Below are 25460 nucleotides of genomic sequence, written 5' to 3'. Positions count from 1 at the left end.
ATGACCAGAGAAGTCGTTTCAACTTCCGATGCCCCGGCCGCGATCGGCCCATACAGCCAGGCGATGAAGGCCTCGGGAAGCTTGTACTTTATGAGCGGGCAGATTCCGCTTCGAGCCGACGGAACCTTGGTGGACGGCGACGTGCGAGCCCAAGCAACGCAGGTCATCGAAAATATGGGTGCGGTTCTGAAGGCGGCGGGACTCGACTTCTCCAACATTGTGAAGACGACGATTTTCCTTTCATCGATGGACCATTTTGCGACGGTGAACGAAATTTACGGCTCGGCGATGGGATCGGTGCCTCCGGCCCGATCGACAGTTGCAGTTGCGGGTCTGCCTCGGGGCGTCGACGTCGAAATTGAAGCGATCGCGGTCTTCTAAATGAAAACCGTCGTATCCGTCAGTTTGGGAACGAGCAAGCGGGACAAGAAAGAGACCGTCGAACTGCTCGGCGATACGTATCAGTTGGAGCGCCGCGGAACCGATGGCGACATGAAGCGCTTTGGCGAGTTGTTCCTGGAATTGGACGGCAAGGTGGATGCGTTGGGTGTCGGAGGGGCAGATATCTACCTGGTGGTCGAGGACCGCAAGTACGCCTTTCGTGAGATTTTGAACCTGGTGAAGGGCGTGAAGAAGACGCCGGTGGTAGATGGTGGCGGTTTGAAGCATACGCTGGAGCGCGAGACGATAAAGGCTCTTCAGGCGAGCGGGGAAATCGACTTTTCGAAGTCGAAAGTTCTGCTCGTGAGTGCGGTGGACCGATTTGGCATGGCGCAGGCTCTGCACGAGAGCGGCGCTTCGGTGGTTTACGGCGACTTTTTGTTCGGAATCGGGATGCCGATCCCAATTCGAACGTACAGTGGGGTCAAGACGCTCGGCAAATTGCTCCTGCCAATCATTACAAAGTTGCCGTTTAAGTGGTTCTATCCGACGGGCGAGAAGCAAGAGACGCGCACACCAAAGTATCCGAAGTACTTTTTGGAAGCCGACATCATCTGCGGCGACTGGCACTACATCCGAAAGTTTATGCCGGACCAGTTGGAAGGCAAGACGATCATCACGCAGACCCTGCGCAAGGCGGATTTGAAGTTTTTGCAGGAGGCGAAGGTGGCGGCGGCGATCACCACGACGCCGGTGATCAACGGCGAGACTTTCGCGACGAACGTGATGGAAGGCGTGATTGTCGCTCACCTGGGGCGGCGGCCCGAGGACATCAAGCCGGAGGAATACCTCGAAGTTCTGGCGAAATTGGGCTGGAAGCCGAATCGGATCGACCTGAGTCAGGCGTAAGGTAACTTAGGAAACACCTGTGCATCGATTTGCGTTCGTCATCCATCCTATCAAGCCCAAGGACGCGGCGCGGAAGTACCCGATTGCCAAGTACATGCCCGACTGGCTGATCGAGAAGTTCTACGGTCGGAAGAAGCCTTTCATCGGTTCGTACGTGAAGGGCGTCGAGAGCAAGACGGGCGCGAAGACGGAGGGGCTGTTCATCATTTGTCCTTTGACACCGGACATGATGCTTCATAAGTTGCCGCTGGATGCGGTGTACGAGAAGCTGATCTATTGTTCCGAACTGGCGAAGTCCGAGGGAGCCGAGATTATGGGTCTCGGGGCGTTCACGAGCGTGGTGGGAGACGGCGGCGTCACCGTGGCGAAGAATTCGCCGATTGCGATTACGACGGGGAACAGCTATACGATCGCGACGGCGATCCAGGGGGCTTTGAAGGCCTGCGACATCATCGGGGTTCGACCAGAGTCGTCGGTTCTGGCGGTCGTTGGTGCGACAGGTTCGATTGGTCGGACGTGCGCGCGGATGCTTTCGCCGCATTTTTCGCGGTCGATAGTGGTCGGGCGCGATCCTGAGCGAACTCAGGCGGTGGCTGACGAGTGCGCGAGGGCAGAGGCGTCGGTCGACGTGGCTTCGATCAAAGCGGCGGATTTGGTGATCACCGTAACATCAGCGGGAGCCGATTTGATCTTTCCTGAGCATTTGAAGCCGGGAGCGATCATTTGCGACGTGGCCCGGCCCAGAGACGTATCGGTGAAGGTGGCGAAGGAACGGCCGGATGTGCTGGTGATCGAAGGCGGCGTGGTGGCGGTGCCCGGCAACGTAGATTTTGGAATGAGCTTCGGTTTTCCGCCGAAGACGGCTTATGCGTGCATGAGCGAGACGATGATGCTGGCGCTGGAAGGGAAGATCGAGAACTTTACGCTGGGCAAGGACGTGTCGGTCGAGCAGGTCGAGGAGACGATTCGACTGGCGGACAAGCATGGTTTTGAACTTGCGGGCTTCCGGTCGTTTGAGCGAGCGGTTGAGGAAGAGGCTTTTGAGCGGGCTCGGACGGCGCTGATGGGGCGCGGCCTTGGGGTAGGAGCTTAGGTCCTGGTGTATTTGGTTATCGCATAGAATTGGGGGTCTTTGATCTCATTAGCCAAGCGGGAAGCCGTCCAAGCTTTTTTTTGTGAGCGGTCCCGATTCACTTCGTTCATTTTCCTCGCGTTGCTCGGCGGGAACTTCGCGACGCTCACAGCCCCCAATAGGCTTTTGGCGAACCGTTTGTCGGAGTCCTTTGGTCCCCTCCATCCCTGCACCCTTCCTCCCCAGGGAGGAAGGGAAGTTGTCCACTTTGCAAACCGTACTTTTTATGGGGATTGTGCGTCTGAGAGATGGGTTATGATTGCGTCGCTTGTTTCTATCGCCATTGCTGCACCGGCGTATCTAGATGACTCGACGAAGGATCGGGGATACGTGGTCGCGAAGTTCTCCAACGCCTATGGGAGCGTGAATGTGTACCTCCCGAACGACATTTCGCCAGGCGATGCGATCACAGGGTCGGTGTTTGTGGACAGCGACAGCAAGCAGATGGAGGGCGTCGAGGCGTACTTGAACGACGTGCCGGGCGTGCGGCTAAACCGGGCCGGGGTTTGGCGGAAGTGGATTGTGCCGACCACCGCCAAGAACGGATATCCGCTGGTGGTACGGACGAAGGATGGCCGCCAGATCGGGGCGATGCGAATTCCGATTTCGCCTGATCCAGGCGGTTTGGATGCCTATACGTTTCCCAGTTTTATGCAGATCGGGCGTCCGGCGGTTGTTTGGGGGCCGTTTGGCGGCGATCCCACGAAGACGCAGCTTCGGAACGGTGACACGTCGTTCTCGATCCTGGCCGAATCGATGCGCTCGGCCGTGTTCTACGTCCCTTATGATACGAAGCCGGGTTCGGTCGCGATGTCGCTGCGACAGGGAGAGGCGACGATGAAGGCGGAGCCACGGGCGATTTCGGTCGACTTGTCGTCGGATAAGGCGAACCTGAAGGAAGGCGAAAAGACAACGGTGACGGTGAAAGTTTCCGGGTTGAAGGGATTGACGGAGGCGACGCTGCCGTTTTTGCGGGTCGAAAATCTGACGCCGGGGACGCTGGATATGGGCGGGAAGGAGGCGAGGACGATTATTCCTAAGGTGTCGGAAGATGGAACGTACCGCGAGAGTTTTGTGGCGACGAGCGTGAAGGCAGGCGGGTTTTTGTTGACCACGTACGTGGAGCCGGGGCCGGGGATTGTAGTGGTTCCGCCTGGCGCGTTTTAGCTGTTGTTGGGTCAGGGGCTGATATGACTTCACCCTCCCTCGGACTTCGGCTGGCAAGCAGACTTCTTTACCGGTGCCAAGAGTGACGCCTTATGTGAGCGAGACGCTCACAGCCCCCAAGCGGCTGAACTTTGTTACATCTATTGGCGGGCGATCCTGATCTGGTTCGCTTAGCGGAAACTTAGAATGTGAGGAGACGGCGAGACAAGTCTCGCCTCCGAAAGCGCGAAAAAAGTCGCGTAGTCCCAAAGGGGCTATCCTCCTTTGGCCGGTCTTGGTGGGCAAGATGCCCACCTTCCCAGTTGGCTTTCCTCATTTTTCGGGGAGCAAGGCGTTTGCGTTCATATTAGTGCCATTTGAACCCTTAGAGTCTCCGGGTTCAGGTTCGAACGCGGACCCTCGAGTTACCTTTGGAGAATTCGGAGAAAGCCTTTGGGTTTTCCTCAACGTAGACTAGGTGGATCGCTCTCACCCTCTCACATTTCAAGAAACGGGAGAGGGAATTTGCAGCATACGATTATGCTCTTATGAGAGTTTAGTTACAGGGGTCGGAGTTCCAGGGGGCAGAGTTGGGATACCATTGCTCGCCGTACTCGTAGTTGGACGGATTCAATGTCTGCTCCAGCTTTTGGAACTTTGCATGGCCATCGGCGAAAGAGTAGTTCGCTCCGCCTTCCCATTTCTTGCCGGAGTGGCGGTCCCAAGCTACGCGGGTGACGTCGACCTGTTTGTAGTCGGCGGCGGTTCCGCTGAGGTTTGCATCCTTGACCAATTGGGCATCGGTGTAGGTGTAGGTGTTCGCCGGTGGGATGCGGCCGGAATACGGCGCGAAGGTCCAGTTTGGGCACGGCTGCGACGGGAGGAAGCCGCTGAGGCCCTTGTGAGCGTCTTTGGCGCTACCGGTGTCTCGCTTTTCGGTCACAAGGATTGTGGTAGCCGGGTAGGCGAAGGCGGTCATGTTGACCGGGAGCCAGTCGTGGGCGGGCATGGCGTTGTAATTCGGGATGTAAGAGTAGCCACCGACGGGGATCCAATCGCAGGTCATCGGCATCTTGCCGAGATCGGCGTTGGAGGCGCATGGGTAGCGAGGCTTGACCGGATTGGGGTCGGACGGGCACCTGAACATGTCGAAGCTTTTGATGTACGGCTGCATGAGAAAGGACCAGTGGGCCTGGAACGGATGGTCTGCGTCCTTCTCCCAACTGGTTTGACAAAGGGTGTCGTCATTGTCGCTGGCGTACATGTACAGGGCGGTGGCCATCTGCTTGTCGTTGCTAAGGCAAGCAGTCTTCTTCGCGGCTTCTTTCGCCTGGGCGAACACCGGGAAGAGGATGGCAGCGAGAATCGCGATAATGGCAATAACCACTAGAAGTTCGATTAGGGTAAACGCTCTTCGCATGGGTTCATGCTGAAGGCAAGTGTGTTAAGGGAGGGTTATTAACGGCCCCTCTTAACTTCGCTGAACCCCGATTGTTAAGAAAAAAACAGGTTGAGAAACAGATAATCCCCCGCGCCGACGGCGGATCGCTTATTCTCGACATTGGGTGTCGATCTATGAAAACGCCCCTCGAATTTGAGGGACGTTTTCGATGTTCTTTTCTTCGGCTACAAGCTTAGTTGCAGGGCGAAGTGTTCCACGGAGCCGAGTTCGGGAGCCATCGCTCGCCGTACTCGTAGTTGGACGGATTGAGGGTCTGTTCGAGCTTCTGGAACTTGGCGTGGCCGTCGGCGAAGGAGTAGTTGGCTCCACCTTCCCACTTCTTGCCCGAGTGGCGATCCCATGCGACGCGGGTGACGTCGACTTCCTTGTAGTCGGCGGTGGTTCCGCTGAGGTTAGCGGCCTTGACCAACTGAGCATCGGTGTAGGTGTACGTGTTTGCCGGTGGGATGCGACCCGAGTAGGTTGCCAGCGTCCAGTTCGGGCACGGCTGGGACGGGAGGAAGCCGCTGAGACCCTTATGGGCATCCTTGCTGCTGCCAGTATCTCGCTTTTCGGTCACGAGGATCGTGTTGGCGGGCTGGTTGAAAGCGGTGAGGCTAACCGGGAGCCAGTCGTGAGCCGGAATCGTGTTGTAGTTCGGGATGTACGAGTAACCCTTGACCGGAATCCAGTCGCAGACCATCGGCATCTTGCCGAGATCGCCGTCGCTGGCGCAGGGCGTCTTGGGCTTGACCGGGGTCGAATCGGACGGACATCGGAACATATCAAAGTTCTTGATGTACGGCTGCATCAAATAGGACCAGTGGACTTGATAGGGATGGGTAGCGTCACTCTCCCAACTGGTCTGGCAGAGCATATCGTCATTGTCGCTGGCATAAATAAAGAGGGCCGTCGCCATCTGCTTATCGTTGCTAAGACACGCTGTCTTCTTCGCGGCTTCCTTCGCTTGCGCAAAGACCGGGAACAGGATGGCGGCGAGAATGGCAATGATGGCAATAACCACGAGAAGTTCAATCAACGTGAATGCTTTTCGCATGGGCAAATGATGCTTTTTCCCATGTTAAGGCAAAGTTAACTTAACATCTTCTTAACAGCGTATTTTTGCCTGGTTTTGGGTTCGAATTCGGGCCTAATATCGGCTTAGAATTGGACCTTGACGGCCTGCCTAGCTTCAGGCTCATCGAGTTCGAAGAGTTCCTTGGCTTTGAAGCCTCCCATTCCAGCAAAGATCGAGGACGGGAACTGCTCGATTTTTGTGTTAAGACGGGTGACCACGTCATTGTAATATTGGCGGGCGAAGGACACCTTGTTCTCCGTGGTCTTCAGCTCTTCTTGGAGCGAGAGCATATTGGCGCTGGACTTGAGGTCGGGGTAGGACTCAGCGACGGCAAAGAAGCCGTTGAGAGCAGTGGTGACCTGGGCGTCGGCGGCGGACTTTTCGCCCACTGACTTTGCGCCGAGGGCGAGGTTGCGGGCCTGGATGACCTTTTCGAGCGTCTCGGACTCGAACTTCATGTAGCCTTTGACGGTCTCGACGAGGTTCGGAATGAGGTCGTAGCGACGCTTTAGCTGAACGTCGATCTGACTGAGGGCATTGTCGCAGTCGCGCCGCAGGGCGACGAGGCTGTTATAGATTCCGATACATCCGAAGAGGATGACGAGAAGAATGACAATGATGAGGATCAGCGCAACCATGGGTTAGTTCCAGTTGAGAATACGATACACCTTTCAGCCGCGTTTCGTTTTCTTTTTGAGTTCGATTTCGACTTTGTCGGCGGTTGAACGGAAGTAGAGGTTGCCATTGGCATAGCGGACGGTGAAATCGGTAGCCTTTTTGGTGTTTTCGGACTGGATTTCCAGCGGGCGATTGAGGATGGTTTGGACCTGAAGGGCGATGCCGTCGCCGGTTTGGTACCAGGTGCCGGTGAAAGGGACTCCGCCGTCGGTGAGCACGAAGCTGTCGTCGGATTTGAGGTCGAGGTTAATGGCGGCGAGAGCGCGAGCGACTTCTTCGCTTGGTTGGCCAAGCGTACGCCAGTCACGATCGCCTTCCCAGTGGCCATAGAGGTTTTGGTCTCGTCCGCAAGCGCAGAGGGCGAGAGGCAGGGCTATGAAAAAGGCGGCTTTGGTTGGGGCCACGTTCTTAGGATACGGCATGTTCGGGGCGAGGGCGAAGGGAACTTTGACCAGGAGCCGAAAACCGAGAGCCGAGAACAGTTGATAAGATGTTGGGGCCCCTCGGTTAGCCGCTTTTCTTATCCGTGAGCGGTCGTGGGGAGGTGGTCGAAAGATATACTTAGGACAATGCCCGCCTTCACTCCTGAAGTCTACACCTCGATGGGTTTGAACGACAGCGAATACAAGCTCATCACCGAACTTCTGCAACGGGATCCGACTTACACCGAATTGGGCATGTTCGCCGTCATGTGGTCGGAGCACTGTGGGTACAAATACAGCCGCCCGATTTTGTCTCGGTTTAAGAAGTATAAGGAGGCGATCGAAGGGAGCGGACTTGAGAACGCGGGCGTGGTTCCGATCGGCGACGGACTGGGCGTGACGATGAAGGTGGAGTCGCACAATCACCCTTCGTATGTGGAGCCGTATCAGGGTGCCGCGACCGGCGTTGGCGGCATTATTCGCGACATTTTGACGATGGGAGCGCGGCCGGTGGCTATGCTGAACTCGCTTCGATTTGGACCTTTGGAACATGGCTCGGCCCCGGTGGAGGTGGTGAAGAAGAACCGCTACCTTTTTGCCCACGTGGTGGAAGGAATCGCCGGGTACGGCAACTGCGTCGGGGTTCCGACGGTGGCGGGTGAAGTCAATTTTCACCCCAACTACAGCGGGAATCCGCTGGTCAACGCGATGTGCGTCGGCGTGCTCAAGATGGACGAAGTCACGACGGCGGCGGCAAGCGGAATCGGGAATCCGGTTCTGTATTTGGGTTCGTCGACGGGCCGGGACGGCATTCACGGTGCAACGTTTGCTTCGGAGACGTTTGGTGAGGATAGCGATGCGAAGCGGCCGAACGTGCAGATCGGCGATCCGTTTGCGGAAAAGCAGTTGATCGAAGCAACATTGGAGGCTTTGCAGACGGGCGCGGTCGTGGCGATCCAGGATATGGGGGCCGCAGGCTTAACCTGCTCGACGGTCGAGATGTCGTCGCAAGGCGGCGTTGGAATGACGGTCGATTTGGACTTGGTTCCGATGCGAGAGTCGGACATGAGCGGATACGAGCTGATGCTGAGCGAGAGCCAAGAGCGGATGCTGGCCGTCACGCATCTGGGCCGCGAGCAGGAGGTCATCGATGTATTCCACAAGTGGGGCATCCACGCGGTGGTGGTTGGGCACGTAACCGATAACGGTTTGGTGACGGTGACGCGGCAGGGCGAAGTGATTGCGAACCTCGATCCGACGTTGCTGACGGACCACTGTCCGGTGTATCACAGCGAGCAGTCGGTGCCGGAGTACTTCCGACAAGCGGAGAAGTTCGATCCGACGGAACTGCCGGCGACGGACACCCACGAGGACTTGCTGAAATTGCTGGCGAGCCCGGACATCGCAAGCAAGCGATACGTTTTTCGACAATACGACCAGCAGGTGCAGACGCAAACCGTGAATAAGGCGGGCGTCGCGGATGCGGCAACGATCGCGCCGAGCGGTTCGCAGAAGGCCTTTTCGGTAAAGATCGACGGCAATGCGCGGTGGACACGACTTCACCCGCGACGCGGTGGCCAGTTGGCGGTGGTCGAGGCGGCGCGGAACGTGGCATGTACGGGCGCGAAGCCGGTGGCGGTGACGGACGGTTTGAACTTCGGTAGTCCACAACAGCCGCATGTGTACTGGCAGTTTGCAGAGGCGGTCGAAGGGATTGCAGAGGCGAGCGAGGCGCTGGAGACGCCGGTCATCAGCGGTAACGTGAGTTTCTACAATGAGAGCGAATTGGGCGAGATTCCACCGACGCCGATGATCGGAATGCTGGGCATTTTGGACTCGGCTGACGATGCCATCGGTATGGGGCCGAAGTGCGGGGAGTCGCTCGTCCTGCTCACAACGAAGAACGATTTATCCGTTCAGCAGGGAATCGGAGCGAGTTCATATCTTCAGGTCGTTCATGGTATCGAAGACGGCCAGCCGGAGGCACCAAACCTGAACGGTGAAAAGGATCTTTGCACCTTACTTTACGAACTCGCTAAGCAAAAGCTGGTTTCGTCAGCGCACGACATTAGCGACGGAGGACTGGGGGTTGCTTTAGCCGAGATGGCCATGGCTTCGAGGAATGGAATCCACGCTTCGATAGGCTCAGTTTTCGAAACGTTTGCAGAAATTCCGGGAATGGTGGTCGTTGGTACCAGCGAACCTGATAAAGTTAAAGCAATTGCTGATCGTTTTCTGATCTCGGCACGGGCGCTGGGGTCGGTTACTGAACAGCCCGAATTGAACCTAGACATAGCCGGAAAGACCCAAAAATGGAGCCTTTCTGAATTGACTGCCGCTTTTGAGGGGACATTCGATGTCTTACTCAATTAGCTTGACCTTTGCCGATTGGCATAAAAAGTGATGTTAAAGGGACTTGAAATGAAAACAGCGATGCGATTATTTGTAACTTCTTTGTTGACGATCGCAGTAGGCTCGGCATTTGCCCAGACCGCAAGCGAAGTTGCGTTTAAGCAACGAGTTGCCGATGCTGCCGCGAAGTACAAGGACGGAAAAGCCAGCGAGGCGATGACCGACTTCATGAAACTCTACGGCGAGAACCCGAAGAACGCCGATGTGAACTCGTGGATTGGCTTCCTGCACCTGCGCAATAAGGAGGCCGATGAGGCGATCCCGTTCCTGGAGACGGCCAAATCGCTGAGCCCGAAAGACCTCGAGGTGCTGAACAACCTTGGCAACTCGTATTTGATGGCGGGTCAGAAGCAGAAGGCCCTCAGCACGTACCAAGAACTGATCGCGATGGACGACACGCGATTCCAGGCTTTTTACAACATTGGCAACATCCAGTTGGACGACCACCGATACAGCCAAGCCGAAACGAGCTTCTCTCGCGCTCTTAACCTGCGAAAGAACTCGGCGCAGGTTTACAACAACCTCGGCGTGGCTCAAGAGGGTCAGAACAAGTTGGACAAGGCCGAATCCTCGTTCATGAAGGCGTCGGACCTGGATGCCAAGGACATGACTTATGCTCGCAATGCCGGCGCCGTCGCGTACAAGTCGCACGATTATGCGAACGCGATCAAGTACATCGAGCGATCGATGAAGAACGGCAACAACGATAAGACGATCATTCTGGCGCTGGGCGACTCCTACGAGAAGACTGGCCGGAAAGCCGATCTCACCCGACTTTACGACGCGAACCAGGACGCTTTTGCCGGTGACGTCAACTACTATGTGAATCTTGGCCTTCTGAAGAAGGACGGCAAGGATTCCGACGGCGCAGAGGAAGCGTTTCGAAAGGCTCTTTCCCTGGATTCCGAAAATAAGGAAGCTCTAAGCAACCTCGGCGTCCTCCTCTTCAACAAGGGCGAGTACACCGAGTCGCGAGCGATGTTCGACAAGCTTGTTTCGATCGACCCGAGCTACCGCAACAAGAAGAATCTGGCGGCAGCGGCTTCGCGTGACGGTGACTACCGAGCGGCCATGCCGATTTGGTCGGACCTGCTGAAAGCCGATTCGAACGATAACGAAGTTCGCCTGCTTTTGGCCGATGCGCTGTACGACACCGACGACACGAAAGCGGCGATGGGCATGTACAAGCAGATCACCTATACGATGCCGAACAGCGCCGCTGCGCTCGACGGAATCGGTCGATGCCACCTGCGTGACGCGAACTACGCCGCTGCGGAAGTCGCATTAAAAAGCGCGATCAAGGCTGACAAGAGTTACGTACCAGCGTACAATAACCTTGCCGTGGTCCTCGAGAAGATGAATAAACGAGCGGAAGCGATCAAGCTTCTTGAGACGGCCGCGAGTATGGATGCGAACAACGCCGACGTTCAGAAGAACCTGAAGCGGATGCGTGCTGCCGGTTAATTGCGCGTAGCTCTTGTAGTCAATCTGCATCGTGAGGATGCCATCGAGGCCGCCCGAGAGGCGGCCCGTTGGCTGTTTGAGCATGCCCAAGTTGAGGTCGTGGCGGAGGACCACGTTGCGGGCAAGCTGGAGATTCAATCCGCTCCCAAGGAAGAACTTGCTTTGTGCGATCTGGTGATCGCATTCGGGGGCGACGGCACGATCATCCGGGCGGCGCACATCTGCTCCGAACAAGGAACGCCGATTTTGGGTGTCCACTTTGGGCGCTTTGGGTTTGTAACCCAGTGCACTCCAGATGAGATCGGTGCGGCGCTGAGCGCGTTTGTGGACGGGGAGCACGTGGTTGAGCGGCGGATGATGCTTCAGACCGACCTGATTCGCGGCGACCATACGGTGGCGACGATCCACACGCTGAACGAGTCGATCCTGCAGAGAATCATTACGGATCGGATGCTGACCTTTGGGGTGGAGGTCAATGGACACCATTTGACTTCGTATCCGGCGGACGGCGTGATGGTTTCGACGCCGACGGGTTCGACGGGCTACAATTTGTCGGCCGGTGGTCCGGTGGTGGATCCAACGGTGGAGGCTCTGATTTTGGTGGCTCTGGCCCCGCATACTTTGTCGGCGCGACCGCTTCTGCTTCGGGCCGACAGCGTGGTTCGATTGCGGCTGGATACGGGCGGAGACGCGGTTTTGAGCGGCGACGGACAGACGAGGCTGCACCTGCTTCCGGGCGACTATGTGGAAATTCGGCGTTCGACGCGCACAACGAACCTCGTTACCATTCAAAATGAAGACTTCTTGCATAAGCTCCGCGACCGACTGTTTTGGAGCCAAAGCATCATAGGGAAGGACCTTGAGCAGTAAATCGATCTTATCCGTCAAAGACCTCAGCGTCACGTACCCGGTGCATGGGGGAGAAGTTCATGCCCTTGACGGTGTCTCGTTGGAGATTGAAGCGGGAGAGATCGTGGCGGTAGTCGGCGAGAGCGGCTGCGGCAAGACGACGCTGGCAAAAGCGATTTTGGGTTTGCAACCGACTTCGGGCGGGACGATCAAGCTGATGGGGTCGGTGGTCGAAGGGACGACGCGCGACATGGCGCGGAAAGTCGGCATGGTTTGGCAAGACCCGTATGCTTCGCTGAATCCGCGCTGGATGGTGAAGCGGTCGATGGCGGAGCCAGGAGTTCTGACCCAGACGCCGGTGGACATTCCCGCGCTGATTACCGAAGTTGGGCTCGATACTCGCTTTGCCGACCGATATCCCCACGAGTTGAGCGGTGGTCAACGGCAGAGGGTGGCGATCGGGCGGGCGTTGGCGCTACAACCGCCGTTGGTCATCTGCGATGAGCCAACATCGGCGCTGGACTTGAGCATCCGCGCTCAGATTTTGAATTTGCTGAAGGACATTCGAAGCCAAAAGGGGTGTGCCTTCCTGTACATCTCGCATGACCTAACGACGGTGCGGTTCTTGGCGGACCGAATCATGGTTATGTACCTGGGGCGGATTGTGGAGTCCGGGCCGACGGATGAGATCTTCTCCAATCCCAAGCACCCTTACACGAAGGCTCTGTTGGAATCGGCACCGACACTGGACAAACTGATGTTCTTGCCCGACCCGCTGGAGGGCGAGATTCCCGATCCGAAGTTGCGGATTCGCGGATGTCGGTTCGCGTCGCGATGCGTGCGACGGCAGGATATTTGCGCCGATGTCGATCCGCCGGAGACCGTGGAAGGGGAGCGGTCGTACTTCTGCCATAACCCGAATTAGCCATGGACAGTGTAAATTACGCCCGACAGAACTTTGACCGAGAGTTGGCCGAACTCGAGCATGAATTGCTGGCGATGGCGAGCGGCGTCGAGCGGATGATGGCGGACGCTTCGAATGCGCTCATCAAGCTCGATCCAGCGTTGGCTCACGAAGCGATCCTGCAAGACGACGCCATCGACCAAATGGAACTGGCGATCGAAGCCAAATGCATGAAGATCATCGGGCTCCAGAACCCGGCGGGGAACGACCTGCGGCAGGTCGGCGCCTGCTTAAAGATCATCACGGACTTGGAGCGGTGCGCGGACTTGGCGGTCGACCTGGCCAAAGCGGCGCTGAAGATCGATAACGAGCAAGGGCGGTCCGACATTATCGATTTAGGCAAGTTTGCGACTTTGTGTCGCAAGATGATCCATGAGGCGCTAGAGGCGTACGTTCGCCGCGACCTGGACCGCGTTCAGGAGGTTGCCGATATGGAAAACCAGGCAGACGGTCTTTACCGTGAACTGCGGGCGCAGGTATTCCTGTTGATGCGGCGCGATCCCGACTTCGTGGTGGCGCACGGCTGGCTGTTCTTGGCGATCCACCACTTGGAGCGCATCGCCGACCACAGCGTGAACATCGCGGAGCGGGTTCATTACATGGTGACGGGCGAACTTAAACAGATTGCGGGCTTTGAAGATGGGCCTTGAGGCCGAGCGGAAGCGCGTCCCAATAGGGAAGCCCAGATTGGGCTCCAAGATACGTCACAGAAATTGACGCACAACCCACGGCGAAGTTGACGGCTTCGTGAAGCGGCGTATTGTGGGCGATGGCGAAGGCTAACGCACCATTGAAGCAGTCACCCGCGCCGACGGTATCCACAACATTCACTTTGGGGGCCTTGACGTGCCCAGCCTCGTTTTCGTTCATGTAGTAGGCACCCTGGGGGCCGACGGTGATGACGACGTTGCGGCATCCGCGGGCGAGAAGCTCTTCGGCAGCGCGGCGAGCGTCGTCGATGGTGTTGACGGGGTGGTCGACTAGGTGGGCGGCCTCGTGTTCGTTGGGGGTGAGATAGTCCACTAGCGGATAGATCGAGGCGGGGACGGAGATTGACGGAGCGGGGTTGAAAACGACGATGCCTTGACTGGCTTCGGCGGCGGCGCGGACGGTTTCGAGGGGAATCTCGGCCTGGAGGAGGAGAACGTGGTGCAGGTTCTCGTGGGCGACTTTGAAGGCGAAGTCGGGGCTGAACTTCATGTTCGCACCCAGACAGGCAATGATCATGTTCTGACCTTCATCGTTGAGGGCGATGAGCGCGGTGCCAGTGGGCGTGGATTGCAGGAATTCGGTGTGCTGGCAATCGATACCTTCGGCGCGCATCGACTGGATCATCTCGTGGCCGTTGGCGTCGTTGCCGACGCAACTGCAGAAAGTGGTTTTTGCGCCAAGGCGAGCCACGGCGACGGCCTGGTTGGCCCCCTTGCCGCCAGCGAAGTGCTGGACGTCGGAACCGCGCACGCTTTCGCCGGGATGAGGGAAACGTTCAACTCTCGAAACTTGGTCGAGTACACTGCTCCCAACAACAAGAATCGAGACTTCATCCATTGTTGTAAAGAATACACATGTTCTGCGTTCTCCTCGGGGCTGTCCTCCAAACTCCAGCGTTCTTTTTGCTGGACGAGACGCCGGGCGAAGCGGCTCCCACGGCATCGGACGGAACGCTCGTGTACACGGTCGATGTCAAGATCATCGGCCGAAAAGCCAAAGTTATACTAGACACGAAAGCACGAGCCCTGCCTTACATGCTGGAGGAAACGGACAAGCCGACGAACCTGTTGGAGTTCGCCATCAAGGGATTGGGGCGCAAGGGCGAGCGGATTGTGGCGGAGCCGGAGAGCGGAACCGTGGCGTTCGTGAAAGTGTTGGAAATCAAGCGAGTCTGATTGATGCTGAAGGAGCTGAAAGAACTTTGGTCGTACCGCGAGCTCCTGTACGTCATGGTCCAGCGCGAACTGCGCATCCGCTATAAGAACTCGGCTCTCGGCGTCGTTTGGTCGTTCCTCAATCCGATTTTTCAGGTCTTGATCATGAGCCTGGTGTTCGGCACCTTTATGGAAATCAAGATTCCGAACTACACGGCGTACATGCTGTCGGCTTACTTGCCTTTCATGTTCTTTCAGTACAGCGTGCTGGATGCGGCGCAGTCGATCTTGGTGCAGGTGCCGCTGATTAAGAAGATTTACTTCCCCCGCGAGATTCTGCCGCTGGCGACGGTCATTTCGAACTTCATCCACCTGCTGATCGGGCTTTTGATCTTCTTTGGGTACATGCTGATCGTCTACATCCGCGATCCGCGGGTTTGGCCGTTCCATCTGACCATCCTTTACTTGCCTGTCTTGTTGCTGTTCTCGCTCATGCTGGCGACGGGGGCATCGCTGATCATCAGCGCATTGAACACGTTCTTTGAGGACGTGAAATACATCGTGAACGTGGTGATGCAGGTGATGTTCTACCTGTGTCCGATCATCTACTTTGAAGAGATGGTGGCGAATAACCACCTGAATTTGCAGTCCAACTGGCTTCTATATAAGCTTTATAACCTGAATCCTTTGGCGGCGCTTTCGCACGGCTACCGGCGGATTTTGCTGGCGAAAACGGACGTGACGGTGCATGGCGATACGGCCAAGCCGTTGCCGATGGAACTGGTTTGGAAGTACCTGCTGGTGAGCGGGGTTGTGTCCTTTGTGGTTCTGGTGTTCGGCTATTGGCTGTTCAACCGGCTAAAGTGGAAGTTTGTGGAGCGACCATGACGCAAGAGATCGCGATTCGAATATCGGACCTGCACAAGGAGTTCACGGTGAGCCATGCCGGGATCGCGTCGCTGAAGAGCCTGCTGGTGTTTTGGAAGAAGCGAAACATCGTGAAGCTGAACGTGCTGAAGGGGGTCTCGATCGACGTTCGGAAAGGGGAATGTCTGGCGATCATCGGCAAGAACGGAGCTGGGAAGAGCACGCTCCTTTCTTTGCTCGCGAAGATTTACAAAGCGACCTCGGGGACGATGGAGGTTCATGGACGCGTGGCTCCGCTCTTGGAGCTTGGCGCGGGGTTCCACCCGGATTTGACGGGCATCGAGAACGTCTACTTTAACGGAGTCATTCTTGGCCTGAGTCGGGACGAAATTCGGAAGAGGTTGCCGAGCATCATCGAGTTCAGCGAACTGGGCGACGCGGTCGAGGCTCCGGCGCGGACGTATTCGAGCGGCATGATGGCGCGGTTGGGCTTTTCTATCGTGACCCATGTGGACGCGGACATTTTGATTGTGGACGAGGTTTTGGCGGTAGGTGACCGTCAGTTCGAGCAGAAGTGTTTGAAGCGGGTGAGCGAGTTTCGCGACCAGGGCGGAACGATTCTGTTGGTGTCGCACCAGTTAGAAACGGTGCGACAGTTTGCGGACCGGTGCGTTTGGTTGGACGGCGGCGTGGTGCGGATGATCGGGACGCCGAGCGACGTTATTGCGGCTTACGAACAGGATTGACCTGATCGCGGCGGGCGAAGAGGACCCGCCAGAAGATGGCAGCTTTCTGTCTTCCTCCTGCTGTGAATGCGGTTAGGGTTCCGGCGATGAGGCGGAGGAACGCGCCTTTGCGATTGAGGAGCCAGCAGATGATCGACGTGGCTTTGCCGCGATGGATTTCGAAGAACAGCTCTTTTCCCGCGTTGTAGCGGGCGACGGACAGCCATCGGTTCTTGGCGCTCGACGAGCCGAGCTCGTGGATGAATTCGGCGGTGGGGATGTAGACGATCTGTCCATGACGCTTGAGGCGCTCACAGAGTTCGGTGTCTTCGCAGTAGAGGAAAAAACGCTCGTCGAACCTTTCCTGACAGCTTTTGCGGATCATGAGGCAGGCGCCCATGACTTGATCGACGGTCGAAATGCGGTCGGCGGGAAGCTGGCGAGTTCTCCAATAGCCGCGCCCAGCGCGTCGAGCAAGTGCGTCGAGGAAGGTTTGTTCGAGAAAGACGTTCCAGAGCGTGAGGGGACCGGCGATAGACTCTTGGAGGGAGCCGTCGGGATTGAGAAGGCGTCCTCCGGCGGCGACGACCTTTTTGTCGTCGAAGGCTAGGGCAAGGATGTCGATGGCATCGCCCTGGGCGTAAGCATCGGAATTGAGGAAGAGAACAAGGTCGCCCTTTGCGTGATCGACGCCGAGATTGTTGGCGCGGCCGAAGCCAAGATTCTCTGGAGAACGGATCAGTTCGACGGTAGGGAACTCTTGCTCGACCATGTCGGGGGAGCCGTCGTGGGACGCGTTGTCGACGACGATCACCTGGTGCCGAGCCGAATCGAGGGCGGCAAGGCACTTTCGGAGCTGGTCCTTCGTATTGAAGCTAACAACGACGACGGTGATTATTGGCGGCATTTAGGTTAACGATGCTACAATAGCAGATTCATGGCAAACGGAATCCAACTTACCAAGGAAGGCTATGAGAAACTCAAGAAAGAGCTCGACGAGCTTCAGGGACCGGTTCGTATGGCGGTCGCTGAAGCGATCCGCGAGGCCAAGTCTCATGGCGACCTTCGAGAAAATGCGGCCTACCATGAGGCCAAGCTGAACCAGACCCGACTCGAACACCGTATCAGCGAGTTGGAAAAGGCGCTTCGCAGTGCGCGAATCGTCGAGCGACCAGAAGAGCAGGGCGATGTGGCGCACTTGGGCTCGAAAGTGGTTCTATACGACGAGGAGTTCGACGAAGATATGGACGTGATTTTGGTCGGCGCTTTTGAGGCCGACCCGGCAAACGGAATGGTTTCGATTAGCTCACCGATGGGCGAGAGCATCGTCGGGCGTGCGATAGGCGACTCCATCGAAGTGACCACGCCGGGCGGCGTCGCTCGGTACCAGATTAAGAGTATCGAGGCTTCGTAACTATGGATCGGCGGCTTTGGATCGTCTGTGGGCTCCTTTTGGGGGGATGCTCGGCGATGGACGCGCCCGAAAGCACGCCGGTCGTCAATAAGGCTTTGAGTTCGCAGATTCCTGAGTACGTGAACCCGAGTCCAGCCAAACTGCCGAATGGGCGGCGATGGATCGCTTTGGGAGAGAACGAAGATCGGGCGTTTTCAATCTTCCCGCGTCCCAGCCGAGGCTTTCCTTTAGAGGAAACCATTCCTGGCTTGTCGACGGATTTTGTGTCGAAAGGTTGGGAGACGACGACAGAGGGGTTTGGAATCATCCTGCATGAAGACCAGATCGTTTTGGCGATGCACCAGTATGAATCGATCGAGGCGGATGAATTTGCTCAGGTGCTGGAGTTAGTGAAGGATGCGAACGGCATCGACCACTTTACGGGTACGTCGCTGAACGGCGTGGATTATTGGTACACGTTCTTTGGCCATGACGAACTCGTGATTTCGCGGATTCCGGGTCCGAAGAAGCGGTATCAGGTCACGATTACTATTGGGTACGACAAGGTTGTGCAGGCGCTTGGCATTTTGAAGGACGTCACTACCGCGACGAAGACTAGCTCGATATGAACTCGCTCGCCATCGTGATTCCCGCCCGGATGGGCAGCACTCGCTTTCCAGGTAAGCCGCTGGTGGACCTGTGCGGTAAGCCGATGATCCAGTGGGTGTATGAGCGATCGGTGGCGGCGGGCGTGACGGACCAGGTGCTGGTGGCGACGCCCGACGCAGAGATCGTGGAGGCTTGCAAGGGCTTTGGCGCTCCGGCGATTCTGACCAAGATGAGCCATCCGACAGGGACCGACCGCATTGCGGAAGTGGCCGAGTCGGTGGTGGCGGACGTTTACATCAACGTGCAGGGCGACGAGCCGCTGATCGACATGTCGACGGTGCGGGCCATCGCCGAGCCGTTTTCTGATGCCTCAGTGATGATGGCGAGCGTGTACGCGGAATGCCCGCCCAGCGAGGAAGAAAATCCGGCGGTGGTGAAGGTCGTGACCGACCTGCGCGGCAACGCGCTGTACTTCAGTCGGCACGCGATTCCTTTTCCGCGCAACGCACGAGTTGGCCCTTTGAAGAAGCACATCGGCATCTATGCCTATCGGCGGTCGGTGCTGATGGAGTATCCGTCTTGGACCCAGACGCCGCTGGAGATCAGCGAAAGTCTGGAACAGCTTCGGTTCCTTGAGAATGGGGTCGGGATTCGGATGGTCGAGGGGCGCGGTTCGGTGGTGTCGGTGGATACGCCCGAGCAGGCTGACGAAGTGAGGAAATACCTCGCGACCGCCCACCCGGTTTAAGAGTAGGAACTATAATAAGGGTTCCGCCAATGCCCGCCAAACATTACGAACTACCCGGCGACTGGGAAGATCCAGAAGACTTTCACCAGTTTGTAGTTCACCTGCGCGAGATTCGGCCCAAGGCGGACGTGAAGCGGATTCGCTTCGCGTATTACATCGCCGAGAAGGAGCATGCCGGTCAGGTCCGGCAGTCGGGCGAGCCTTACATCATGCACCCGCTGGCGGTGTCGCGCATTCTGTCCGACCTGCAGATGGACGATGAGACGATCATCGCCGCCCTTCTGCACGACGTGGTCGAGGACGGCGACATTGGGCTGGAGGAGATCGAGGGGTACTTCGGCAAGGATGTGGCCGAGCTAATCGATGGCGTCACAAAGCTGAAGCTTCAACAGCAAGAGAACCTAACGTCGCGGCAGAAGAAGGCGGCAGAGACGAACCGGACAGCGGAGACCTTGCGAAAGATGCTGTTGGCGATGGCCAACGACTATCGGGTCATGGTCATCAAGCTAGCTGATCGCCTGCACAACATGCAGACCCTCCACCATATGCCGACCGAGAAGCAGTTGCGGATCGCTTCGGAGACGCTGGATGTGTATGCGCCGCTGGCGGCTCGATTAGGTATTTGGCAGATCAAGTGGCAACTGGAGGATTTGAGCTTCAAGTATCTGCATCCGCGGGAGTACCAGTCGGTGCAAGAGCGGGTGGCGAGCACGCGGGACGCGCGAGAAACGGAAATCTCCGAGGTCATTTTGGCGATCAAGGAGCGGGTTCAGGCGCGGGGTGTGAAGATCGTCGATATCCGGGGGCGTCCGAAGCATCTGTATTCGATTTACAACAAGATGGTGAAGCAGGGAATCCCTTTCGAGGAAATTTACGATCTGCTGGCCCTGCGTATCATCGTCGAAGACGTTTCCGAGTGCTACGTGGTGCTCGGCTTGGTCCACGAGATGTTTGTGCCGCTGATGGCGTTGTTTTACGACTACATCGCCAAGCCAAAGTCGAACGGGTACCAAAGCCTGCATACGAAGGTGCTTGGGCCGGGTGGACAGCCGCTTGAGATTCAGATTCGCACGCGGCAGATGCACGAGGTCGCCGAGTTTGGTGTGGCGGCGCACTGGACGTACAAGGAAGGGAAGGGCTCGGAGAAGGAGATTGGGAACTTCTCGAACCTGCGGCAACAGCTTTTTGATTGGTCGTCGGACGCACGGACGTCGTCGGACTTTCTGCGATCGCTGTCGACCGATCTTTTTGCCGAGCAGGTTTTTGTCTTTACGCCGAACGGCGACGTGCTGGACCTGCCGTTGGGATCGACGCCCATCGACTTTGCGTTCCGCGTGCATACGCAACTGGGCATGAAGATGGTGGGCGCGAAGATCAACGGCGTGATCAGCCCGCTAAGCACGAAGCTTCAGAATGGCGACGTGATCGAGGTCGTCACGCGGTCGAACGCGTCCCCGAGTTGGGACTGGCTGGAGCATGTGAAGTCGGCGCATGCGCGAAGCAAGATCAAAGCACATTTCCGAAAGCTTTCACGCGAGCAGGACGCGATCAAGGGCAAGGACGCGCTGGAGAAGGAGCTACGCACGCTGGGGCTCGATCCGAAGCATTATTTGGGTGAGGATCGGGTTGATAAGCTGTCTCACGAGTTCGACGGCGTGGAGAACGGCCAGGACCTTTTGGCGAAAGTCGGGTCGGGTTTGGTCTCGGTCCAGCGGGTCATCAGCAAGCTGCGGGGCAGTCAGCCGGAGCAGCAGAGTGGGCAGAAGATCGAAGTCACGAAGACACGAGAAGGCAAGCTGCAACTGACTTCCGAGGGCTTTAAGGGCATTCTGCTGAACCGGGCGAAGTGTTGCGCGCCGATCCCGGGCGACGAGATCGTAGGGTACGTGACGCGCGGGCGGGGAATCATGATTCACCGCCGCATCTGCCCACACGCGCTGGATTTTGCGCAGAATGAACCTGAGCGGCTGATCTCGTTTAACTGGCCCGCCGATGAGAAGAGCGTTTACTCGGTGACGATCAAGATGGTTTGCGTCAACCGGCAGGGACTGTTGATGGAGGTTTCAACGATCTTTGGCGAGTCGAAGACGAATGTGTCGGCGGCGAGCGTGAAGACGAGCGGAAACAACACGGCCGAGATTATCGCGACGCTGGACGTGCACGATACGCAACACTTGGCGGCGATCATGACGAAGATTTCGAACTTCAGCGACGTGCTGACGATCCTTCGCCTGGATGGGCGGGGGCACTAAACAGGGCAAGGGCTCGCTTCGCTAGGGCTTAGGGGTTTGCCTTAGGCGATGCCGACCCACTTCTTCAGCTTGTAAACCGCCGTATCTCGATTCAACTGAGCGATGGCGCGGGTGAGCGGGACACCTTTCGGGCAGACCTTGACGCAGTTCTGCGCGTTGCCACAACCGGAGATGCCGTCTTCGCCGACCAGGAACTCAAGGCGCTCGTCGTCCAGCGTTTTGCCGACTGGGTGGAGGCTGAAGAGCAGGGCTTGGCCAAGGGCGGCGGGGCCGACGAACGGTGATCTCTCGTTAATCTGAGGGCAGGCTTCCATACAGCAACCGCAGGTCATACAGCGCGAGAGAGCGTAGCGAAGCTGGCGGACATGGTCGTCTTGGGGTGGGGCCATGCCAAGGTCGAAGGAGCCGTCGATGGGCACCCAAGCACGAACCTTTTTGAGATTCTCGAACATCTGGCTTCGGTCAACGATGAGGTCGCGGACGAGCGGGAACTTCTTCATCGGCTCCAGCTTGACCTCGTAGGTGCTTCCGTTGAGGATTCCGACTTCTTCGACCAGCGCTGTGCATGCCTGGCGAATGTGGTCATTGATGTTCATGGTGCAACTGCCGCAGACCTCTTCGAGACAGGCGGCCTCCCAGACGGGCGGCTTGACCGTTTTGCCCTCCACCGTGACGGGATTCTTCTGGACTTCGATCAGCGCGGATATGACGTTGATCTTATCGACATAGGGGACTTCAAAGGTGTCCCAGCGTTGTTCCTTTCCAGCGCCGTCTTGTCGAAGAACCGTCAGTCGAATCTTGGTGGCAGTCGCGGTAGCACTCATTGCTTCTAACTCCTTATTCTACGCAATCGGGACAAAGAAAAGCCCACCCCAGGTCGGGGAGGGCTTTTTGAGGTGAAATCCGACCGCAGAGGGCTTAGAGGCCCGGCTCGGCGAGGATGTTCGGGATGCCGTTGATGTCGAACGGCAGGTTGTAGACGCGCTCGGTGGTGTTTGCGCCGCCGTAGCGAGGAATGTCCGGTGCGGTGGTGTTGAGAACCGCGTTGCTCTTGAACGTCTTTGCGTGAGTATCGGCAAAGTTGAGCAGGATTTGACCGCTGTGACGGGCGACGCCGGGGAAGCCTTCGCCGCCGAGTCCGACCGCGTTGACGAGGTATTTGACGCGGATGCGCTCTTGGAGGCCAGCGGTGGCGACGGTGGGGACGTCCTTGTTCATGGTGCCGGGCTTGACCATCTTGCCGCAGGCGAACATGATGGTGTCGGCGGGGAGGTCAAGACTGGTGCCGTTGATAACGCCGTCATCGGTGCCGCCGATGCCCGGATCTTCGAACACGGCGAAGTTGGGAACGAGGCCGGCGTAGCGGATGTAGTTGGTGGCGGTGGCTAGCGAGGTCGCGCCGTTCAGATAAGGCAGCATGCCGACGGTCGAGAGGAAATCGGGGAAGTCGATCGCCTTCGGCTCGGCAACGTCCTGGATGATGTCTCGGTTCTTGGTGTACGGCATCAGCGCATCGTAGACGGTAAAGAGTTGGGAGCCGATGGTCGGTTGGCCGTTGGCCGCACAGTTGACGGCGCAGTAGGCGCTTTGGGCGAAGTTGTCGTCGTGATCGGCCTGGTAAATGGCAACCGCAGTGGCATTCTGCTTGAGGTTGCTAAGAGTAGCCGCTTTCTTGGCGGCAGCTTTTGCCTGGGCGAAGACCGGGAAAAGGATGGCGGCGAGAATCGCAATGATGGCGATCACGACCAGTAATTCGATGAGAGTAAAGCCCTGTTTAAACTTCATTGTTTTTGGTACTCCGAATGGACCGTATTTTCCCTCGCCGATAAAACGACGAGTGGCTTGTCATGGTATCTCATCTGCAAGTGTTATGCCAAGGTTAAGAGATCGGTTGTTGAAAAAGAACTTTGGGTTGAGGCGGACTCTTGGTACAATTTTGTATATATGGCGGAGGTTGCCGTCACGCCTGGCATTCAGCTACCCGAACGCGTCGAGATTCTTGGATTTCCTATCGACCGAGTCACCCTCGATGAGACGCGTCGTCTCATGCGGGATTACTTGGCTTCGGACGGAACGAAACTGATTCTCACGGCCGACTCTAACGCTTATATCAACGCGGCGACCGATGACGGCTATCGGCGCATGTTTCGCGAAGCGGCCCTGATCACACCTGATTCAGCGGGGCCGGTCTGGGCCCTGTCTCGACTTGGTCGTCCGGTACCGGGGCGCGTCAGCGGTGTGGACTTGGTCGAGTGCCTTTGTCAGCTTTCGGCCGAGACTGGGGCGCGGATGTACTTTTTAGGTTCGGCGCCAGGGATCGCCGAGTTGGCGGCTAAGAATCTGGCTGAGCGCTTTCCGGGAATGGTGGTGGCCGGGGCGAGGGATGGCTATTTCTCGAAAGACGATGACACGAGGATCGCCCAGGAGATTGCAGAGGCTAAGCCTGATGTTTTGGTGGTGGCGATGGGCATGCCCCGGCAAGAGCTTTTTATTCTCGATACGTCGGAAGCGATCGGCGCGAAGATCGGGATTGGGGTCGGAGGTTCGCTGGACGTGCATAGCGGCACGGTCAAGCGGGCGCCGAAGGTGATTCAGAAGATTAAGATGGAGTGGCTTTGGCGGTTGCTTTTGAACCCAAAGAAGATCGCCAAGGTGCGGAATCTGCCGGTCTTTTACTGGCGCGTACGGCGGTCCAAGCCGCTATGAAGATTTACACGAAGACGGGCGATGAGGGGCAGACCGGTCTGCTCGGCGGGGACCGGATTTCCAAGGACTCTGCGCGGATGGATGCAATCGGCACCATCGACGAGCTTAACGCGGTGTTTGGGATTGGCGTGGGGTTGGTCGAGGAAGAAACACTTCGATCCCGGTTGGTTCGGGTTCAAAATCAGCTTTTCGACCTTGGATCAGAGCTGGCGTGCCCAGCGGGTGGGAAGTTCGATCTTCGCTCGGTCAATGAGAGCGATATTGCTCTACTAGAGTCAGAAATCGATGCGATGGAGGGCGAGTTGCCGCCCTTGAAGTCATTTATTTTGCCGAGTGGGACGCCGGCGGCATCGCATATGCATTTCGTAAGAACCGTGTGCCGACGCGCAGAACGCGTACTTTTGGCGCATCATCGTGTCAATCCGGTTCGGAAAGAAATCATAATGTATATGAATCGTCTATCCGATTGGATATTCAGTTTTTCGCGCCTCCTGAACCATCGAAGTGGAGTGGAGGAGCAAAAATGGACACAAGGAGTTAAGTCATGACAGCACTCATTGCCGCACTCGTTCTGGGCACCCAGCCAGCCCAGGGTATGAAATCGACGGATATTCTCGCCAAGGTTCTGCAGAAGTATGCGGACGCCAATTCGGGCGTGGGCGAGATCACGATGACCCAGATTGCAGGAACCAAGAAGATTTCAATCAAGACGGACCTGCAGTACGTGCGACCCAGCAAGCTTTTCATCCACCAGTCATCAACCAATGTGCCGCCAAACGATTGGCTGGTCGTCAGTGACGGCACAAACTTCGGATACGACGCTCCGAGAACTGGTGACGCTCCCCGCAAGCGACTATTTGAACCGGTAGCGGTGGCAGAACTGGCCACGGGCTCGAAGAGGCTTCTGAAGGATCATTCGATTTACATGGCGGCCAAGCGAAGCCTTGGCGATACGCTGAACCCTTACATCGAGTTCGCGACTCAGGCCGCTGGCGATAATCAGAGCCTGCAAGGCTTTATGACTCGGATGATCCGAATCAACCAAAACCCGACCGAAAAAGACTTGGATGGAGCTTCGGTCTACGATGTGAGCGGCACAATGGGCTTTGGCGACCCGGTCTTAGATCCCGATGGTAAGCAGATGATCGATAAGGCTTCTGGTCTACCGATGTTTGATGGAGCGGGCCGTTTCAACCTCTACATCACGAAGGATTTCGAAATTGCCGGAATGCGAACCACGGAAACTGTACAGGTTAATAACGCGGCAACGAACCTTCCGGAGCAAATCATCGTTATTACTTCTTGGAGTGGAAAGGTCAAGCTGAACGAAACTCCTGCCGACACAATATTTACAGTCAAATAATTCGGAGACCTTTCGGAATCAATACTTTTTTGGGTAGATTAAGAGTAGAGCACAAA

25 protein-coding genes and 2 pseudogenes are annotated in these 25460 nt (G+C 57.1%); 19 read left to right on the top strand and 8 right to left on the bottom strand.

Annotated elements, in window-relative coordinates:
- The 4 genes from GC165_13825 (at window position 1) to GC165_13810 (ending at window position 3589) form a co-directional block, all read left to right on the top strand.
- Complete coding sequence (locus GC165_13825) at window positions 1–381, top strand: hypothetical protein (protein MBI1333946.1); 381 nt, start codon at window positions 1–3, stop codon at window positions 379–381.
- Window positions 382–1290 (top strand): quinate 5-dehydrogenase, encoded by a 909-nt coding sequence (locus GC165_13820; protein MBI1333945.1) that lies wholly within the window; start codon window positions 382–384, stop codon window positions 1288–1290.
- Window positions 1291–1309: 19 nt separating this feature from the next.
- Window positions 1310–2383 (top strand): shikimate dehydrogenase, encoded by a 1074-nt coding sequence (locus GC165_13815; GenBank protein MBI1333944.1) that lies wholly within the window; start codon window positions 1310–1312, stop codon window positions 2381–2383.
- Between the two features lie 294 nt (window positions 2384–2677).
- On the top strand, window positions 2678–3589 hold the full coding sequence (locus GC165_13810; protein ID MBI1333943.1) for a hypothetical protein: 912 nt from the start codon (window positions 2678–2680) through the stop codon (window positions 3587–3589).
- Window positions 3590–4847: 1258 nt separating this feature from the next.
- On the opposite strand, the pseudogene GC165_13805 reads toward GC165_13810, so the two are convergent.
- From GC165_13805 to GC165_13790, 4 genes and pseudogenes are all read right to left on the bottom strand, one after another.
- Window positions 4848–4988, bottom strand: a pseudogene (locus GC165_13805) (prepilin-type N-terminal cleavage/methylation domain-containing protein).
- Between the two features lie 916 nt (window positions 4989–5904).
- Window positions 5905–6072 (bottom strand): annotated as a pseudogene (locus tag GC165_13800) (prepilin-type N-terminal cleavage/methylation domain-containing protein).
- Between the two features lie 98 nt (window positions 6073–6170).
- A complete protein-coding gene (locus GC165_13795) occupies window positions 6171–6725 on the bottom strand; it encodes a LemA family protein (protein ID MBI1333942.1) in 555 nt (184 codons plus the stop codon).
- Window positions 6726–6758: 33 nt separating this feature from the next.
- Window positions 6759–7169, bottom strand: a complete 411-nt coding sequence (locus tag GC165_13790; GenBank protein MBI1333941.1) for a hypothetical protein — start codon at window positions 7167–7169, stop codon at window positions 6759–6761.
- A 165-nt stretch (window positions 7170–7334) separates the two neighbouring features.
- On the opposite strand from GC165_13790, the gene purL reads away from it, so the two are divergent.
- Genes purL through phoU form a run of 5 tightly spaced genes read left to right on the top strand, consistent with a single transcriptional unit; the run spans window position 7335 to window position 13526 of the window.
- Window positions 7335–9560, top strand: coding sequence for a phosphoribosylformylglycinamidine synthase subunit PurL (gene purL, locus GC165_13785; protein MBI1333940.1), 2226 nt, complete (start codon window positions 7335–7337; stop codon window positions 9558–9560).
- A 30-nt stretch (window positions 9561–9590) separates the two neighbouring features.
- A complete protein-coding gene (locus GC165_13780; GenBank protein ID MBI1333939.1) occupies window positions 9591–11063 on the top strand; it encodes a tetratricopeptide repeat protein in 1473 nt (490 codons plus the stop codon).
- Entirely contained in the window at window positions 11064–11933 is an 870-nt protein-coding gene (locus GC165_13775) for a hypothetical protein (protein ID MBI1333938.1), read from the top strand. It abuts the gene before it with no gap.
- Window positions 11923–12837, top strand: coding sequence for an ATP-binding cassette domain-containing protein (locus GC165_13770; GenBank protein MBI1333937.1), 915 nt, complete (start codon window positions 11923–11925; stop codon window positions 12835–12837). The genes GC165_13775 and GC165_13770 overlap by 11 nt, the downstream gene beginning before the upstream one ends.
- 2 nt (window positions 12838–12839) lie before the next feature.
- Window positions 12840–13526, top strand: a complete 687-nt coding sequence (phoU, locus tag GC165_13765; protein MBI1333936.1) for a phosphate signaling complex protein PhoU — start codon at window positions 12840–12842, stop codon at window positions 13524–13526.
- Here phoU and rbsK read toward each other — a convergent pair.
- Window positions 13492–14529, bottom strand: a complete 1038-nt coding sequence (rbsK, locus tag GC165_13760) for a ribokinase (protein ID MBI1333935.1) — start codon at window positions 14527–14529, stop codon at window positions 13492–13494. The genes phoU and rbsK overlap by 35 nt on opposite strands.
- Between rbsK and GC165_13755 the strand changes: the two genes are divergently transcribed.
- From GC165_13755 to GC165_13745, 3 genes are read left to right on the top strand one after another with little or no spacing between them, the layout of a single operon-like run.
- A complete protein-coding gene (locus GC165_13755; GenBank protein MBI1333934.1) occupies window positions 14490–14762 on the top strand; it encodes a hypothetical protein in 273 nt (90 codons plus the stop codon). The genes rbsK and GC165_13755 overlap by 40 nt on opposite strands.
- A gap of 3 nt (window positions 14763–14765) precedes the next feature.
- Complete coding sequence (locus GC165_13750) at window positions 14766–15629, top strand: hypothetical protein (GenBank protein ID MBI1333933.1); 864 nt, start codon at window positions 14766–14768, stop codon at window positions 15627–15629.
- A complete protein-coding gene (locus GC165_13745) occupies window positions 15626–16354 on the top strand; it encodes an ATP-binding cassette domain-containing protein (GenBank protein ID MBI1333932.1) in 729 nt (242 codons plus the stop codon). The genes GC165_13750 and GC165_13745 overlap by 4 nt, the downstream gene beginning before the upstream one ends.
- On the opposite strand, the gene GC165_13740 is transcribed toward GC165_13745, so the two are convergent.
- On the bottom strand, window positions 16329–17240 hold the full coding sequence (locus tag GC165_13740; protein MBI1333931.1) for a glycosyltransferase: 912 nt from the start codon (window positions 17238–17240) through the stop codon (window positions 16329–16331). The genes GC165_13745 and GC165_13740 overlap by 26 nt on opposite strands.
- Before the next feature lie 30 nt (window positions 17241–17270).
- On the opposite strand from GC165_13740, the gene greA reads away from it, so the two are divergent.
- Genes greA through GC165_13720 form a run of 4 tightly spaced genes read left to right on the top strand, consistent with a single transcriptional unit; the run spans window position 17271 to window position 21335 of the window.
- Window positions 17271–17747, top strand: coding sequence for a transcription elongation factor GreA (gene greA, locus GC165_13735; protein ID MBI1333930.1), 477 nt, complete (start codon window positions 17271–17273; stop codon window positions 17745–17747).
- Window positions 17748–17749: 2 nt separating this feature from the next.
- Window positions 17750–18355 carry a hypothetical protein gene (locus GC165_13730; GenBank protein MBI1333929.1) on the top strand — a complete coding sequence of 202 codons (606 nt, stop codon included), beginning with the start codon at window positions 17750–17752 and terminating at the stop codon, window positions 18353–18355.
- The gene (gene kdsB, locus GC165_13725) at window positions 18352–19083 is read left to right on the top strand and encodes a 3-deoxy-manno-octulosonate cytidylyltransferase (protein MBI1333928.1); all 732 of its coding nucleotides are present in this window, start codon (window positions 18352–18354) and stop codon (window positions 19081–19083) included. Before GC165_13730 ends, kdsB begins: the two co-directional genes overlap by 4 nt.
- 29 nt (window positions 19084–19112) lie before the next feature.
- Window positions 19113–21335 carry a RelA/SpoT family protein gene (locus GC165_13720; protein MBI1333927.1) on the top strand — a complete coding sequence of 741 codons (2223 nt, stop codon included), beginning with the start codon at window positions 19113–19115 and terminating at the stop codon, window positions 21333–21335.
- 41 nt (window positions 21336–21376) lie between these two features.
- On the opposite strand, the gene sdhB is transcribed toward GC165_13720, so the two are convergent.
- Window positions 21377–22159 carry a succinate dehydrogenase iron-sulfur subunit gene (sdhB, locus tag GC165_13715; GenBank protein ID MBI1333926.1) on the bottom strand — a complete coding sequence of 261 codons (783 nt, stop codon included), beginning with the start codon at window positions 22157–22159 and terminating at the stop codon, window positions 21377–21379.
- A 94-nt stretch (window positions 22160–22253) separates the two neighbouring features.
- Window positions 22254–23120: a prepilin-type N-terminal cleavage/methylation domain-containing protein gene (locus GC165_13710; GenBank protein MBI1333925.1), complete on the bottom strand. Its 867-nt coding sequence runs from the start codon at window positions 23118–23120 to the stop codon at window positions 22254–22256.
- 159 nt (window positions 23121–23279) lie between these two features.
- Here GC165_13710 and GC165_13705 point away from each other — a divergent pair, with 159 nt between their 5' ends.
- The 3 genes from GC165_13705 to GC165_13695 are packed head-to-tail and all read left to right on the top strand — an operon-like array spanning window position 23280 to window position 25404.
- Window positions 23280–24041, top strand: coding sequence for a WecB/TagA/CpsF family glycosyltransferase (locus GC165_13705; GenBank protein ID MBI1333924.1), 762 nt, complete (start codon window positions 23280–23282; stop codon window positions 24039–24041).
- The gene (locus tag GC165_13700; protein ID MBI1333923.1) at window positions 24038–24589 is read left to right on the top strand and encodes a cob(I)yrinic acid a,c-diamide adenosyltransferase; all 552 of its coding nucleotides are present in this window, start codon (window positions 24038–24040) and stop codon (window positions 24587–24589) included. Before GC165_13705 ends, GC165_13700 begins: the two co-directional genes overlap by 4 nt.
- Window positions 24586–25404, top strand: coding sequence for a hypothetical protein (locus GC165_13695; GenBank protein ID MBI1333922.1), 819 nt, complete (start codon window positions 24586–24588; stop codon window positions 25402–25404). The genes GC165_13700 and GC165_13695 overlap by 4 nt, the downstream gene beginning before the upstream one ends.
- The last annotated feature ends 56 nt before the right edge of the window (window positions 25405–25460 follow it).

The sequence above is a fragment of the Armatimonadota bacterium genome (assembly GCA_016125185.1).
GTDB lineage: Bacteria > Armatimonadota > Fimbriimonadia > Fimbriimonadales > Fimbriimonadaceae > Fimbriimonas.
This window is presented reverse-complemented; position numbering and strand designations above follow the sequence as displayed.

Coding starts and splice junctions, on each gene's coding strand:
- GC165_13825 (MBI1333946.1), top strand. CDS start 1: ATGACCAGAGAAGTCGTTTCAACTTCCGATGCCCCGGCCGCGATCGGC.
- GC165_13820 (MBI1333945.1), top strand. CDS start 382: ATGAAAACCGTCGTATCCGTCAGTTTGGGAACGAGCAAGCGGGACAAG.
- GC165_13810 (MBI1333943.1), top strand. CDS start 2,678: ATGATTGCGTCGCTTGTTTCTATCGCCATTGCTGCACCGGCGTATCTA.
- GC165_13795 (MBI1333942.1), bottom strand. CDS start 6,725: ATGGTTGCGCTGATCCTCATCATTGTCATTCTTCTCGTCATCCTCTTC.
- purL (MBI1333940.1), top strand. CDS start 7,335: ATGCCCGCCTTCACTCCTGAAGTCTACACCTCGATGGGTTTGAACGAC.
- GC165_13780 (MBI1333939.1), top strand. CDS start 9,591: ATGTTAAAGGGACTTGAAATGAAAACAGCGATGCGATTATTTGTAACT.
- phoU (MBI1333936.1), top strand. CDS start 12,840: ATGGACAGTGTAAATTACGCCCGACAGAACTTTGACCGAGAGTTGGCC.
- rbsK (MBI1333935.1), bottom strand. CDS start 14,529: ATGCCGTGGGAGCCGCTTCGCCCGGCGTCTCGTCCAGCAAAAAGAACG.
- GC165_13750 (MBI1333933.1), top strand. CDS start 14,766: ATGCTGAAGGAGCTGAAAGAACTTTGGTCGTACCGCGAGCTCCTGTAC.
- GC165_13745 (MBI1333932.1), top strand. CDS start 15,626: ATGACGCAAGAGATCGCGATTCGAATATCGGACCTGCACAAGGAGTTC.
- GC165_13740 (MBI1333931.1), bottom strand. CDS start 17,240: ATGCCGCCAATAATCACCGTCGTCGTTGTTAGCTTCAATACGAAGGAC.
- greA (MBI1333930.1), top strand. CDS start 17,271: ATGGCAAACGGAATCCAACTTACCAAGGAAGGCTATGAGAAACTCAAG.
- GC165_13730 (MBI1333929.1), top strand. CDS start 17,750: ATGGATCGGCGGCTTTGGATCGTCTGTGGGCTCCTTTTGGGGGGATGC.
- kdsB (MBI1333928.1), top strand. CDS start 18,352: ATGAACTCGCTCGCCATCGTGATTCCCGCCCGGATGGGCAGCACTCGC.
- GC165_13720 (MBI1333927.1), top strand. CDS start 19,113: ATGCCCGCCAAACATTACGAACTACCCGGCGACTGGGAAGATCCAGAA.
- sdhB (MBI1333926.1), bottom strand. CDS start 22,159: ATGAGTGCTACCGCGACTGCCACCAAGATTCGACTGACGGTTCTTCGA.
- GC165_13710 (MBI1333925.1), bottom strand. CDS start 23,120: ATGAAGTTTAAACAGGGCTTTACTCTCATCGAATTACTGGTCGTGATC.
- GC165_13705 (MBI1333924.1), top strand. CDS start 23,280: ATGGCGGAGGTTGCCGTCACGCCTGGCATTCAGCTACCCGAACGCGTC.
- GC165_13700 (MBI1333923.1), top strand. CDS start 24,038: ATGAAGATTTACACGAAGACGGGCGATGAGGGGCAGACCGGTCTGCTC.
- GC165_13695 (MBI1333922.1), top strand. CDS start 24,586: ATGACAGCACTCATTGCCGCACTCGTTCTGGGCACCCAGCCAGCCCAG.